The sequence below is a fragment of the Paraburkholderia sp. genome (assembly GCF_047605525.1).
Taxonomy (GTDB): Bacteria; Pseudomonadota; Gammaproteobacteria; order Burkholderiales; family Burkholderiaceae; genus Paraburkholderia.
This window is the reverse complement of the sequence record NZ_JASGFN010000016.1, coordinates 156421-169444: the sequence shown is the minus strand read 5'-3', so window position 1 is coordinate 169444 and position 13024 is coordinate 156421. Positions and strand designations below refer to the sequence as shown.

Sequence of the window (13024 nt, the reverse complement as noted above, 5' to 3'; positions counted from 1 at the left end):
TGCTGAGCACGTCGGGCCATGCAGCCATCGAGATGAACGGCGTCAGCAAGTGGTTCTGGCACCATAAAGTGCTCAATAACGTCTCCCTGAAAGTGAACGAGGGGGAGCGGGTTGTGGTCTGTGGCCCCTCGGGCTCGGGCAAGTCAACACTCATTCGATGCATCAACCAGCTCGAAGCACACCAGCAAGGCCGTATTGCGGTGAACGGAAGCGATCTCACCGATGATGGTCGCGCGCATGACAGCTTGCGCGGTGAGGTAGGAATGGTCTTTCAATCATTCAATCTTTTTCCGCACTTGACCGTTATCGAGAATTGCATGCTTGCGCCCATGCTCGTTCGACAGATGAAGCGGTGTGAAGCGGAGGCGCTAGCAGTCAGCCTGCTGCAACGTGTCGGCATCGAAAGTCAGGCAGCGAAGTATCCCCCGCAGCTATCTGGTGGCCAGCAGCAGCGGGTAGCAATCGCTCGGGCTCTCTGCATGAAGCCGAGAATCATGTTGTTCGATGAGCCCACATCTGCACTGGACCCTGAAATGATCAGAGAGGTGCTCGACACGATGATCGAACTGGCCAACACAGGAATGACCATGGTGTGTGTGACTCATGAGATGGGTTTCGCCCGGCAGGTTGCCGATCGAATCGTCTTCATGGATGCGGGGGAAATCGTCGAAGTTGGATCGCCCGCGCAGTTCTTCGAAAATCCAGAAAGCGCGCGACTAAAGGTATTTCTAAGCCAGATCCTGCACAGAGAATAAATACTGCAATCGGATCAGGCGCATTTTTCGCCGAACCGAGCCGTAGAAGGGGTCGCTTTAGAAAAGCGGAAATAATGCACGTTAAGCAGGCGACGCCCATCTGGCCCGGGCTTCGAGCTATCTTGCGACGAAGGCTTCAGTCATCTGGCGGGCACGCTTGACCTCGTCACTTTGCAGGTAGATGGAGGTAGTCGCGATTGAGGCATGGCGGAGGTTATCCCGCACGGTTGTCAGTTCGGCTCCGCGAGCCAGCGCATGAGTGGCATGGGTGTGATGCATCCAGTGCGGGCTGGCGCGTCGCAGCTTTTCGGCAAGTGTGGGGTGGTCGGCTGTAATGACATCAGCGACCTGAGCAAAGAAGCGCCGCATCACATTCCACAGACGGGTACCGGTGATGCTGGTCGTGCTGTCCTGTTCGAGGCTCGCGAGCAACGGGGTCCTTGGGTCCCAGCGCGCCGGCGTGATCGGACGGCGACGCTGCACGAGATACTGGTCGAGCGCTGTACGTGCCAGTGGCGGCAACGCTACCTTGCCGGGCTTGCTTCCTTTGCCGACCAGATGGCCGTCGAGACAGGTAGCCACGTCCTCCGCGTCGCGTATACCGTAGAAAGACAGCTCGTCGACCATCAGTCGCGCGACGATCTGCGTCTTTCCGGCGATCTGCAGGCCGGTCTTCTGTGCCAGAAGCTCCTGCTGACCAACCAGCAACGTGAAAAGCTTGATCTGCTGACGGTCCAGTGCATCGTGGACATCGCGCAGCCACTCATATTCGTTCTCGTTGTAGCGTTGCGCCTCGTCGCAAAAAAGCAGTACGGTTCCGCTGCCCGCGCGGGCGGCGGCCTCGCGTATTCTCAGCGAGAGTCGCATCCGCTTCGACGGGTTCGAACCCGCGTTGGGATCGGGGTCCCCGACGGCCTCGAGCAGGTTTGCAAAGAATGGACCTTCGGCATGCCTGGGCTTATGCTCACACTGCGCGTGGTAGCTGGTCATCTTCGGATAGTTGCGCGCCAGCAGCAGTCTCACGTACTCGATCGCCCGCGTCTTGCCGATGCGGGATGGCCCGTAGATCAGCGCCCCCATGATCCTGTAGTGCAGACACCGGACCACGAGCTCGTAGAATGCCTGGATCGCCGGAGTCGCAATGCGGTAGTTGCCGGTCGCAAGCGGATGCAGCGATGGATCGATCGGTCTCGGTACGTCAACTGACATGATGCACCTCCAGTTTGTGATTACGGGTTAGAACACCTGGCCTGAGCCGATCGAGAGCTTACGCACGCGAACCCCAGTGCGAGGGGTCGGTGCCGGGGCTACGCCCGCGGGCTTCTGAACGACGGACACAACGGCCGGTGCCGCAGGGGGCGCCGCGGCGCGCAGTGGCCCGGCTGGCGTGCGAACGGTCGGCGCACCTGCCAGTACCCGGACGGTCTGCGCCAGGTCATTCGCCGCTCGGCGGCTCTTCTTCGCCTGCGCGAGCTTGGCCTGGACGTACGCTTCGATTGGATTCGAGTCGATTCCGGCGCGGGGTCGCCGTCTGCCACGCAACTTGAGGATTTCCTGCCGCAGCTTCAGGTTATGTGGCATCACGCCCCATGCACCTTGCGCATTCAGGACACCCAGCTCGGTGCCGTCTGGCAGGAACGCACGCACGCTACGCAGATCGTCCGCGTTCAGGTACAGCAGCAGTTTTCTGCCTATCAACTGGGTGCTGGAAGCCAGAACGTCGTTCGTATATCGCGCCCCGTACAGGTTGATGTGCGGTCGTACTCCTTGCGGCAGATACGCTCGAACGCTGCAATGGCGCGCGGATTGCATCAGGCACAACGTACGCCGGTGAAATTCGGCGAGCCATGTCACCATCACCTGCTTACCACGGATGAAATACTCCATCGCCTCAAGCGGAGTGACATTGTTCAGGCCGGCATGCGGGGTGCCATGATAGCTTGCGATCGCATATTCAACCAGTTCCTCCAGCTCATGGAGCGATACGCAGAGGCTCAGGTCGCCCTTCGGATCGGCCAGTTCACGCCGCAGGTCGCGCGGATGGGATCCGGTATAGCCAGGCAACCGCGAAGAAAACCGGCTGGCGACCGTTCCGAAAAATCGCTCGACGTACGGACGCTCGTCCGGGCTGTACTTCGGCCCCGCATCAACACAGCAGCCAACGAACTCGCAGAGCGCTGTGAGCGTTTCATTCGCCAGATTCGCCTTCGCGTTGTCAAGCCTGATCCACTCCCATGTCGCCCACGCCAGTTCAGGAAAACGATGGGACGCAAAGCCCTCATGCGGACCATAATCAAGCCCGGGTATCGAAAATGAACGCTTCAGATGTGGCTCAAGCGCCTTCTCTACAGTCTTGATCACGTCGTAACGGCTGTATTCGCGGGCGAGGACGATGTGGTGGCCCAACACCATCCGCGTGCAAACGTCGATGATCACCAGCAGCCATACCCGTTCGATCTCGAATTCGTGCTCAAAGCCCAGCGGATCGCGCACGAGCACCTTCAGACGGATGTCGAGTCGATGCCCGTCAAACTCGACAACCTGATACGGCCGCGTCGCGGCTGGAGTCGCATTCTCGTCGTGCCGTGGCAAACCTTTCAGATGCGATGCGCCCGCCGAATGCGCAGCGGTCCCGAAACTGCGCAGCATCTCCGCTTTCAGTCTCTGCGATAACGACCGGATCGCGTTCCCCGCCGTGTTGAAGGGATAGTCCGCCGCCGTAAGTCCAACCGCGCGACATTGCCGCAGGAACTCGTCATGCAGCGATCGCAGGCCACGCAGGCGCGTACGAAGACGGCCGTCCGTGCCGACCTGTTGCAGCAGTACCCGGCGTTGTTTCACCTGCAATAGTAACCAGGCTGCCAGCTTCGGATATCGCTCGAAGAGCAGCGACAAGGCACCTACGGCACCACGGCTACCGCGGTCACCGTGAATTGTCACCGGACTTGTCCTGACATAATCCGAAATCCGCACGTGTTTCAAACACGCGCGAAATCTGAATATGCGTCCGTCCGGATGCTGCGCCAATCCCCGGTCCAGCAAACGATAGAGTTGTCGCCTGTTCACTCCCGTCGCCAGCTCGATGTCGCTGATGCATTCTCCGCGCACGTATCTCTCGACTGCTTCCATACGACGCTGGAAAGCGCATCGCTCTTCGTCACCAAATTCCGTATACGCGACGCCGGGCCATGCCGCAACGTCCAGCGCCTGAAAATCAGTGCGCCGCCGGTTCACGACTGTTCTCCAACGGCGACAAACTCCGTGAGCAGCGACAATTCGTGCGCGCGTAGCTCGGGGGCCTGCACGCGGCCGGCATGCAGCAAGCCGAAAACCGCGGCACGCACGAGAACTGGATCCCCAGTTGTGAACTCGCGCTCAATCGAAAGTAGCCGATGCGGACGAGCAACAAACCGCTCAATCGCGCCACTGAGCGACGGAGGGACGAGGCCACGCGTGGCGACGAGGCAAGGGAGCATCCGCTTCCAGTTCGCGATCCACGCACGAGAGGCGGCGATTTCAGGTGACTGGACCGACCTGACCGTCAGCCCTGCATTGTCGAGAACCACGTCTGGTTTTACAGATGGCTCGGACGCCGAATCGAAAAGGATAACTAACTCTTGACGATCAAAGTAACGCACCCAAAAATCCGCGAGATAGCGTTTCCCTTCAGATTGGATAAAACCTGGTCGCTCACAGAACGCGGTGACCGCTGGATCTGCCTCAAGCATGACCCACTGCTCGAGCGCGGACTGGCGGTACAGCGTCAGTCGTCGGTCCGCCTTCAGGCTGAACACTTCAAGGCGATGGGCGCCGCGGGGACGGTCGAGCGCGATCGGCTGACAATCGAGAATATTGTCCATAAGATCAGTGGCTTACGGAGAAAATTCGAAGTCTAGGACGCAAATTGACGAATTTAATGCGGACTTATGCGAATTGACGACTTTATTTCGTACGGACTGAAATTAAAGTCGTCAATTCCCACCCGTAGATCACCGCTGGCGCCTCGATTCCGGATTGACAGATTTATTGCGTTCTACGGCCGCCGGCCGTCATGCCTCCGCCAATACGCAGCGTCTCGATGCTGCCGTGCATTTCCAGCGCGTTGACGCCCTGGCCGTGCGTAACCAGACCGCCCGTGATCTCCACTTCGCGAACCGAGCCCCCCGGCTTGACGCTGAACGCGATGGCTGACAGCGTAATGACCACGCCCTTGACCAGCGAGTCGCCCGTGCCACCGTAGGTCTCGATGCCACGACGCACCACAATCCGACCCACTGGCTGGCTGATCTGGATGCCCACGGCACCATCGGCATGCGTGACCACGCGGTCGAACTCGGCCGACTGCACCGTGCCCGTATAAACGTTGAACCCGCGCGCACCCTGGCCAAAGGTTTCGATGGCGGCGTTCACCTTCAGCACGTTGACCGTGCCGAAGTTCACGAAGCCGATGCCGCTCGGACCGTAAGAAGTGATTTTGTCCACCGCCACCCAGCGGTCCACGGTGCCCCAGTTGTCCAGCACCATGTCGTTGGGGCCGTAGGTGGTCACGGGGCCGACGTTGCGCACGCTGTCCACAAACGCACCGTACACCGTGAACACCCCGCCGGTGATACGATCCGGCGTGCCTTTGGCAATGCCGCCGTCGCTGTAGACCGCGCCGGTTTCCAGGCGGCGCGCCATCAACCAGCCGCCCACGTCACCCGCGCCGCTGACGAAGATGCCACTGCCGCGCACCGGCGCGCCGGCACGGCCCGCCGACAAACCGGTGAGGTCCGCGGTGATGGTGACGGCAGGGTCGGTCTGCTGGTTCCAGAGCGTGAAGGCACCCGGGATGACTTCCACGCCATAGCCCTTGGGTCGTTCCTCGTAACCGCGCGCATCGGCTGCCTCGATGTCGATGTCATGGGCTTCGATATGGCCGCCACGCACCTTCTCACGTGCGAGCAATTGCACCACACCGGTTACGTCCAGATCGCGCATTACCAGGCGACCAAGACTCTCAACGGTCGTGTCGTTGAAGATCGCGCGTCGATCCAGGTCGGTGACCAGTCGCAGATTTTCGACCTGGTTGTCGGTTGAAAGCTGAAGGCCGTCCTGACCCGACACAAAATGCATCGATGTTCCTGGATTGCCTCCGGTCAGACTTTGGCCCGGGCGAAGACGTAGCGTAGGCAGGCCGTCCAGATTGGCTGCCACCGTAATATGCACGACAGCGGCATCAGCCACCGCCGCGAGCAGTTCTTCATTCGTGGAAACTTGACATTGTTCGGTGCCCATGCGTTGTTCCTGGTGAGACCACTGAGAAAGTAACTTCGGACAAGCACGAAGGAGCAACCCGGTACATGGTTCCTCCTCGCCGAAATTTCGCTCAGCCTTCGCCTTGCACCGGATCGGTATTGAACGTGTAGAGGACGATCTTCCAGACCCCGTCGATTTTGTGCAGCACAAAGACCTCGCGGTTCAGATCCAGCACGCTCCTGCCGTTCTCGATTACGGCCGCCCCTTTGTGATGATGCGTGCGCACCACTGCCGTATCGCCGTACACGTTGATCGCGTCATACGAAAATACGGTGGTGAATTTCGCGATCCTGAATAGCGCATCGTACCCATCGATCTTCTGCTGGCGCGTCGCATAGGTACGCTTGTCGTTCCATTCCGCAACGCCGTCTTCCGCGAACAGATTCAGGATCGTGGCGGTATCCCCGGCGTTGAGCGCCGTCTCATAGCGGTGGACGACATCGTAGACCTGTTGTTGTACCGCTCGCACGGCGGGATCCGGAGCATAAGGTAACGCTTCTTCTCCGGCCGCGTGTACGCCGGCAACACCACTGAACGAAAGGGCAAGCACCAAAGCTGCTTTGACAGGCAGGAAACGAAAAACCTTCACGGACCGCTCTCCTGAAAAATTTAAGGAAACGACTGGCGCAGCATAGGGGAAGAGTGCAATACTATAAATAGATAAAATCTTGATGGACTCTGTCTGGGAAACAGATAATGTTGGATTCCCTCAGCCTGGACCAGCTTCGTGTTTTCGTCGCGATCGCCGACCACGGCAGTTTCTCGGCCGCAGCGCGTCGGCTGTACCGTGCGCAGTCGGCAGTGAGCAATGCCGTTCTCAATCTGGAAAGCGTGCTGGGCGTCAAGTTATTCGACCGGAGCGGCTGGAGACCGCAACTGACCGAGCACGGGCAAGCCTTGCTGGTCGATGCACGAGCCATCCTCGCGCGCGCCGATCAACTGAAAGCACGTGCGCTCGGTCTGACGCAGGGGCTTGAAGCCGAGTTGTCCGTTGTCGTGGATGTCATGTTTCCGACGGCACAACTCGTGGATCTGGCGACACGCTTTCAGCAGACATTCCCTGGCGTGCTGCTTCGCCTCTGTGTCGAAGTACTGGGCAGCGTACCCGAGCGTGTTCTATCGGGTGAATACGACCTGGGCATCCAGGGATCGCTGCCCGACATCGCACCGGAACTGTCCAGTCACGTATTGCCGGAGATCACCCTGGTGCCCGTCGTCGCGCCAGACCATCCGCTGGCAGTCCAACGAAAAATCACGATTGATACGCTACGGGAGCATACGCAGATCGTTCTGACAGACCATAGCGGGCGAACCAGAGGACGCACCTTCTCCGTTTTCTCAGACCTCCGGATTCTCACTGCCGATCTGGGCTCGAAGCGTGCGATGCTGCTTGCAAAGCTGGGCTGGGGGTTCATGCCTCGTAGCTTCGTGGAGGACGACCTGAGCAGCGCACGGTTGAGCGAACTCGACCTGGCGGAGCGTCAGCCGCGTAGCAGGAAGATGCCTTTGATCGCCATCTACCGAACCGACGCTCCCCTCGGGCCAGCCGGAAAGTGGGTGCTCGATATGCTGCTGGCCGCCGAGAAAAAGCCGACTTCCCGACATTCCTGAGTTGTTCCTCAACTGCGGTTAGTCCGCGGCGCCTGCTGACAGAGTTGGTTCGAATTCCGGAATGCTGGTGCCTTTAGTGGTGATGGCGACGCCCAGTACGATGATGACCGGTGCGGCGAACGCCTTCTGCCGGCGGTGTTCATGCGCGGAGCGGGGTTCGTCTGGCGAGCGGGCGGCTGCGATGTCCACCAGCGGTGCTGACATGCTCGCTTGTCTTCTAAAGGAAATGCATCGGGCCGCTTCAGAACTTGAACGTAGCTTTGGCGGAATCTCGAGGCTCCTTGAGGTGACAGGTTTCTTCTCAGCCTTATGTTTCAGGTTCACAACTCCTATAACGTGCGAAGTGCTAACAGATCGATATCGCGCTGCTGTTCCCTTGCCCTTGCGAGCAACCAACGATGGAAGGCGCGGCACTGTGGACGATCGAACGTACTTTCGCTCCAGGTAAGAATGTACGGCCACGGCAACGGAATGGTCGAAGCAACGGGCATCGAGAGCCTTCCCGCCGCCAGATCGTCTGCGACCATTGAGCACTGGGCGAGCACGAAACCATGGCCGTCGATCGCTGATTGAATCGCGACGCTCGACAGGGAATGCACCTGATACGGCTCGTGCAGTGTGGATGTCTCGACACCGTTCGCGGCAAACCACTCGCGCCACGACGGAGGCGAAGCAAACTTTGGCAGCCAGTCAACCGCGATCAACTCAAATGCGGCAAGATCAGCAGGCCTGAGCGCAACTTTGCCCTTGCGCGGCAGGATCCGGGGGCTGCATACCGGCACGACGCTATCGCGGAACAGTTCGATTGAGGTGCCTGCGTCGTCGCTACGATCGCCATAGCTGATTCGAAAATCCATCTCGTAGGCATCCGGCGACGGCTCCGAATGCGAGCCATCCAGATAGACGCTGATGTCTGGATGCGTTTTTTGCCAGGCGTTGATGCGCGGTGCAAGCCACTTCGATAGCAGCGAGGGCAAAGCGCTGACATTGAGGCTGCGCACGTTTTTTGATCGTTCGATGTCGTCTTGCGCGATCCGCAAAGTTTCGAGCGCCGCGAGGCAACTTTCGTGATATCGGCGGCCCGTTGCGGTCAAGCGCATCCGTTTCCCTTCCTTAGTGACGAGCTTCACGCCGAGCGCGTTTTCGAGCAGCTTGATCTGCTGACTTACCGCACCAGGAGAGACGTTGAGTCTACGCGCAGACTCGACAAGGCCGTCGCAACGGCCGAGTGTTTCGAAAATCTGGATCGCGCGAAGCGGTGCGAGCGTATTCATATCGAGTTTGGACGCCAAGATCAGTTTAGAAATTCTAAAGCAAATTGCGCTTTCTAACTGCTGTTCTTTTCTATTTTGACTTCCTACAGTCAGTGCATCGGCTGCGAGGAGTGGCGCGCAGGCCCGATGGCATTGAAAACAGAGGAAGCGGCTATGTTCGTCAGAAACGCGTGGTACGTAGCGGCGCGCAGCGCCGAAGTCCAGGAGTGCCTTATGCCGTTGAAACTGCTCGGCGAACGAGTCGTGCTGTTTCGCACGCCGGATGGGGCCGTGGTCGCGCTCGAAGACGCGTGTCCGCATCGCAAGCTGCCGCTGTCGATGGGGCGATTGCGTGGCGACCGAATCGAATGTGGATATCACGGCCTGACCTTCGACTGCTCCGGTGCATGCGTGCGCGCGCCGGCTCTCGCGCGCATTCCACGGGCGGCGCAGGTCCGCAGCTATCCCATCGAAGAGCGTTATGGTCTCGTCTGGATCTGGATGGGCGAGGCCAAAGCCGTCGACATAACCCGGATTTTCGATGTTCCCGAATGGGGCGATCCAGCATGGGGCTTGAACGAGGGCGACGCAATGACCGTGGCTTGTAACTATCTCTATGTGACCGACAACCTGCTTGACCCGTCGCACGTCGCGTGGGTGCATCCGGGTTCGTTCGGCAACGCTGCGTGTGAAGCCGAGCCCTTGAAGACCGTTGCAAGCGATGTCGGCGTGACCGTCTCACGCTGGATGCGCGATGTCGAGGTCGCACCGTTTTATGCGAAGTTCGTCAAATTCTCGGGACGCTGCGACCGCAAGCAACACTATGAGGTTCGGTTTCCCTCACACGCGATCATCAAGGCAGTCTTCACGCCGGCGGGTACGGGTGCCGACGACGGCCCGCAGGACGACCACGTATTCCTGATGAATTCATACAACTTCATGACGCCGATCGATGAATCGCATACGCGTTACTTCTGGTTTCAGATGCGCAATTTCGACCAGCAGGACGACGCGGTGTCGCGACAATTCAACGAGGACGTGCGCAACGCATTCGAGGAGGACCGCGTCATCCTTGAAGCCGTGCATGAAGGCATGGCAAACCGGCGCACGCCGAATATCGACCTCGGGATCGACGCTGGACCACTGAGGTTCCGTCGCGGCGTACAGCGGCTAATCGATGCCGAGCATGCGGCGTCGGAACATGTGCCGCTTGTGCGCTTGTCGACTCCGGCAACGAATCAACCGGTGAGGTGATGGGATGAACCGCTCGACATGCTTTGGCGTGACGAGGCGCTGCCTTGTTGCATGTGGACTTCTGAAGTAGTGACACTTCGTGTGACAAGCGCTGGGTTGTATGCAGCCTCACATCAACAGGTCTGACACGATGAGGGAATGGTAATGAGCGTCACTTTTTTCGACACTTCGAGTTTCGCCAATCAGCGCGAGCACTTTCTCGAGGCCGCTGCACGCGTCAAGGCGACTCACGTCGCGTATCCTCACCCGATGCACGGACCACGTGGCGAGGCGCTTTCCACAGACGTCGCGATCGTCGGCCCCGCCGGCGCGCAAAAGCGCCTCGTGCTGCTGTCGGGAACCCATGGAATAGAGGGTTATTACGGCTCCGACAGCCAAATAGCGTTACTCGATAATCTGCGGGACCACGCCTTACCTGAAGACACCTGTGTCGTGCTCGTGCACCTCGTCAACCCTTGGGGCACGGCGTGGCTGCGTCGGGTGAATGAGGACAACGCCGATGTGAACCGCAACTACATCGACTTTACGCACGCGCCACCGGCGAATACGGCATACGAAACGCTGCACGAGATCTATCTATGCCGCGATCTCGACGGAGCGGAGCGTCGGCGCGCGGATGAGCAACTCGCCATGCACATGCGCAACCGCGGGGAAGTATACGTGCGCAATATCATCGAAGCGGGACAGTACCGGCACCCAGACGGCATCTTCTTCGGCGGCACACAGCAGACGTGGACGAACCGCACGGTGCGTCAGATCATGCAGGCACACGTCGCGGGTGCGCGCACTGCCATCGCCTTCGATTTGCACACCGGCGCGGGCGCGTATGGACATCCGATGCTGATGACAATTGCCGAGCGCAAGGTCCCCGCGCACGATACCGCGCAATCGCTATTTGGTCCCTGGCTATACAGAATCCTCACTGCGGCGGACGCGTCGTCCGACAGCGGTGTCGCAGCGACGGCGACCGGTTATACCTCGCAGGCACTGATCGATCAACTTACCGACGTGGATCTGATACCGCTCGTGATCGAATGTGGCACATACGACGGCGCGCGTGGACACACGTTGTTGCGCGACGATCACTGGTTGCATCTGCACGGCGATCCGTTCGACGCGACGGGGCGGCGGATCAAGGCCGCGCTGCTGGAACACTACTACCCCGCCGATGCCGACTGGCGCGACCTGATCGCTCTGCGCACGCGGCAGATCTGGCAGCGGGCACTCGACGCACTGACGAAGGTGTAGTCCGCGAAGACTCTCGCACGACATGGTTCTTTCACCCCACGCACCGGCGGCAAACGTCCGCGGCGTAACACACGAACGGGAGCGCATATGAAACGCATCATTCTGGGTGCCGTGCTGACAATTGCCGCACTGACCACACAGGCAAAGGATATGACGGAGTTACGCTTTGGCGTCGACCCGACCTACGCACCGTTTGAATCGAAGTCGCCTTCCGGGCAACTGGTCGGTTTTGAGATCGACCTTGGCAGCGAAATCTGCAGGCGCTTACAGATGCATTGCGTATGGGTTGAAACAGGCTTCGACGGCATCATTCCCGCTCTGCAAGGCAGAAAATTCGACGCAATCCTGTCCGCGATGTCGATTACGCCGAAGCGCGAAGAACAGGTTGCATTCTCCCAGCCGCTTTTTAACACGCCGAGTCGCCTGATCTCCAAAGATGGTTCCGGTTTGCAACCAACCGTCCAGTCGTTGCGGGGCAAGTCCATTGGCGTCGCTCAAGGTTCGACACAGGAGGCGTATGCGAAGGCGTACTGGGCGACGGCGGGCATCAACGTGGTGTCGTACGCAAATCAGGAACAGGTATATCCGGATCTGCGCTCCGGTCGCATCGATGCGACGTTCACGGATGCTCTTGCAGGCATCAACGGCTTTTTAAAGACACCGCAGGGCCGCGGTTATGGCTTTACGGGTCAAGATGTCAGCGATCCGGAAACGCTCGGCAAAGGTGCAGGCATTGGCTTTCGAAAGAACGACTCTGCACTGCGCCAGAAGGTCAATCAGGCAATTGATTCGATGCTGAAAGACGGCACGTACAAGCGCATCGAGCAGAAGTACTTCGACATCGACATTCACGGAAGTTGATCGCAACCATTTATGCTCCCTGCATCCAGAATGCAGGAGTATGTTGGGAGCAGCACTGCTGCCATGCGTTTCCGGCAGCCGGATGCGGGAGAGGCCTACGAATGTAAGTCTGCAGATGATCAAAAGCTGGGTGTTTATGCGATCCCGGCGAGGATGGCAAGAGTTGAAGTCTTGCCGGAGCGCCGCCGCCGGTTCAACTCATGCAACTGACGTGTTGAAATGGTCGTCGAAATTTCCTCCGGCCTGCAGAAAAAGCGTATCTGTTCTGGACCGTCGTAGTGGATGGCAGCGTCCCCCTTCCGCATATTCGTCGCACAGCGGGAAATAAGTGCGGTGAGATCGAACCATTCCCGTGTTTCACGGTCTCTGTCGCTGGCGAGGAACGCCAGCGCTGACGTGATTATCGACTGCATGATGTCGGTGTTCTGGATCAGCTTGTCGGGCACGACGTCTGTGCGATGGGTTTCAATACACGAACGAGGACTTCCAGTCGCTACTTCGGCGGGAAGGCATTGCCTGCAGCATGAGCCGTCGCGGCGATTGCTGGGACAACGCCGCGATGGAAAGCTTCTTCAGCACCCTGAAGACGGAATGCGTGAACCGAAACGTCTATCGCACCCGAGACGAGGCACGCGCCGATGTGTTCGATTACATCGAGTGTTTCTACAATCCGCACCGTGGGCATTCAACACTGAACTTCCTTAGCCCAGTTCAAGTTCGAGCAGTGCATTACGGGCTAATGCA

General features: G+C 59.1%; 13 protein-coding genes and 1 pseudogene. 6 read left to right on the top strand and 8 right to left on the bottom strand.

Annotation, left to right across the window (positions count from 1 at the left end; genetic code table 11):
- The first annotated feature begins 32 nt into the window (after positions 1–32).
- The gene (locus tag QM685_RS23140; protein ID WP_415119771.1) at positions 33–755 is read left to right on the top strand and encodes an amino acid ABC transporter ATP-binding protein; all 723 of its coding nucleotides are present in this window, start codon (positions 33–35) and stop codon (positions 753–755) included.
- A gap of 117 nt (positions 756–872) precedes the next feature.
- On the opposite strand, the gene QM685_RS23135 is transcribed toward QM685_RS23140, so the two are convergent.
- From QM685_RS23135 to QM685_RS23115, 5 genes are all read right to left on the bottom strand, one after another.
- A complete protein-coding gene (locus QM685_RS23135; RefSeq protein WP_415119711.1) occupies positions 873–1964 on the bottom strand; it encodes an AAA family ATPase in 1092 nt (363 codons plus the stop codon).
- Positions 1965–1991: 27 nt separating this feature from the next.
- Positions 1992–3989: an integrase gene (locus tag QM685_RS23130; RefSeq protein WP_415119709.1), complete on the bottom strand. Its 1998-nt coding sequence runs from the start codon at positions 3987–3989 to the stop codon at positions 1992–1994.
- Complete coding sequence (locus tag QM685_RS23125; RefSeq protein ID WP_415119707.1) at positions 3986–4615, bottom strand: hypothetical protein; 630 nt, start codon at positions 4613–4615, stop codon at positions 3986–3988. The genes QM685_RS23130 and QM685_RS23125 overlap by 4 nt, the downstream gene beginning before the upstream one ends.
- Before the next feature lie 163 nt (positions 4616–4778).
- A complete protein-coding gene (locus QM685_RS23120; RefSeq protein ID WP_415119706.1) occupies positions 4779–6032 on the bottom strand; it encodes a hypothetical protein in 1254 nt (417 codons plus the stop codon).
- A 91-nt stretch (positions 6033–6123) separates the two neighbouring features.
- Entirely contained in the window at positions 6124–6642 is a 519-nt protein-coding gene (locus QM685_RS23115; RefSeq protein WP_415119704.1) for a YybH family protein, read from the bottom strand.
- 107 nt (positions 6643–6749) lie between these two features.
- Here QM685_RS23115 and QM685_RS23110 point away from each other — a divergent pair, with 107 nt between their 5' ends.
- Positions 6750–7664 carry a LysR family transcriptional regulator gene (locus QM685_RS23110; protein WP_415119702.1) on the top strand — a complete coding sequence of 305 codons (915 nt, stop codon included), beginning with the start codon at positions 6750–6752 and terminating at the stop codon, positions 7662–7664.
- A gap of 18 nt (positions 7665–7682) precedes the next feature.
- On the opposite strand, the gene QM685_RS23105 is transcribed toward QM685_RS23110, so the two are convergent.
- Positions 7683–7868, bottom strand: a complete 186-nt coding sequence (locus tag QM685_RS23105) for a hypothetical protein (protein WP_415119700.1) — start codon at positions 7866–7868, stop codon at positions 7683–7685.
- 125 nt (positions 7869–7993) lie between these two features.
- Positions 7994–8938, bottom strand: coding sequence for a LysR substrate-binding domain-containing protein (locus QM685_RS23100; RefSeq protein WP_415119698.1), 945 nt, complete (start codon positions 8936–8938; stop codon positions 7994–7996).
- Between the two features lie 126 nt (positions 8939–9064).
- Here QM685_RS23100 and QM685_RS23095 point away from each other — a divergent pair, with 126 nt between their 5' ends.
- The 3 genes from QM685_RS23095 to QM685_RS23085 all read left to right on the top strand — a co-directional run bounded on the left by QM685_RS23095 (position 9065) and on the right by QM685_RS23085 (position 12280).
- Positions 9065–10171 carry a Rieske 2Fe-2S domain-containing protein gene (locus tag QM685_RS23095; protein WP_415119696.1) on the top strand — a complete coding sequence of 369 codons (1107 nt, stop codon included), beginning with the start codon at positions 9065–9067 and terminating at the stop codon, positions 10169–10171.
- 144 nt (positions 10172–10315) lie between these two features.
- The gene (locus QM685_RS23090) at positions 10316–11419 is read left to right on the top strand and encodes a DUF2817 domain-containing protein (protein WP_415119694.1); all 1104 of its coding nucleotides are present in this window, start codon (positions 10316–10318) and stop codon (positions 11417–11419) included.
- A gap of 87 nt (positions 11420–11506) precedes the next feature.
- Positions 11507–12280 carry an ABC transporter substrate-binding protein gene (locus tag QM685_RS23085; RefSeq protein WP_415119692.1) on the top strand — a complete coding sequence of 258 codons (774 nt, stop codon included), beginning with the start codon at positions 11507–11509 and terminating at the stop codon, positions 12278–12280.
- Between the two features lie 134 nt (positions 12281–12414).
- Here QM685_RS23085 and QM685_RS23080 read toward each other — a convergent pair whose 3' ends face one another.
- Complete coding sequence (locus QM685_RS23080; RefSeq protein WP_415119690.1) at positions 12415–12726, bottom strand: hypothetical protein; 312 nt, start codon at positions 12724–12726, stop codon at positions 12415–12417.
- Positions 12727–12740: 14 nt separating this feature from the next.
- Between QM685_RS23080 and QM685_RS23075 the strand changes: the two are divergent.
- A pseudogene (locus QM685_RS23075) lies at positions 12741–13020 on the top strand (IS3 family transposase); the annotation flags it as partial.
- Positions 13021–13024: the final 4 nt, after the last annotated feature.

What these genes read in the sequence shown, in the direction of transcription:
- QM685_RS23140 (WP_415119771.1), top strand. Translation starts at nt 33, where the DNA reads ATGAACGGCGTCAGCAAGTGGTTCTGGCACCATAAAGTGCTCAATAAC.
- QM685_RS23135 (WP_415119711.1), bottom strand. Translation starts at nt 1,964, where the DNA reads ATGTCAGTTGACGTACCGAGACCGATCGATCCATCGCTGCATCCGCTT.
- QM685_RS23125 (WP_415119707.1), bottom strand. Translation starts at nt 4,615, where the DNA reads ATGGACAATATTCTCGATTGTCAGCCGATCGCGCTCGACCGTCCCCGC.
- QM685_RS23120 (WP_415119706.1), bottom strand. Translation starts at nt 6,032, where the DNA reads ATGGGCACCGAACAATGTCAAGTTTCCACGAATGAAGAACTGCTCGCG.
- QM685_RS23110 (WP_415119702.1), top strand. Translation starts at nt 6,750, where the DNA reads ATGTTGGATTCCCTCAGCCTGGACCAGCTTCGTGTTTTCGTCGCGATC.
- QM685_RS23105 (WP_415119700.1), bottom strand. Translation starts at nt 7,868, where the DNA reads ATGTCAGCACCGCTGGTGGACATCGCAGCCGCCCGCTCGCCAGACGAA.
- QM685_RS23100 (WP_415119698.1), bottom strand. Translation starts at nt 8,938, where the DNA reads ATGAATACGCTCGCACCGCTTCGCGCGATCCAGATTTTCGAAACACTC.
- QM685_RS23095 (WP_415119696.1), top strand. Translation starts at nt 9,065, where the DNA reads ATGGCATTGAAAACAGAGGAAGCGGCTATGTTCGTCAGAAACGCGTGG.
- QM685_RS23090 (WP_415119694.1), top strand. Translation starts at nt 10,316, where the DNA reads ATGAGCGTCACTTTTTTCGACACTTCGAGTTTCGCCAATCAGCGCGAG.
- QM685_RS23085 (WP_415119692.1), top strand. Translation starts at nt 11,507, where the DNA reads ATGAAACGCATCATTCTGGGTGCCGTGCTGACAATTGCCGCACTGACC.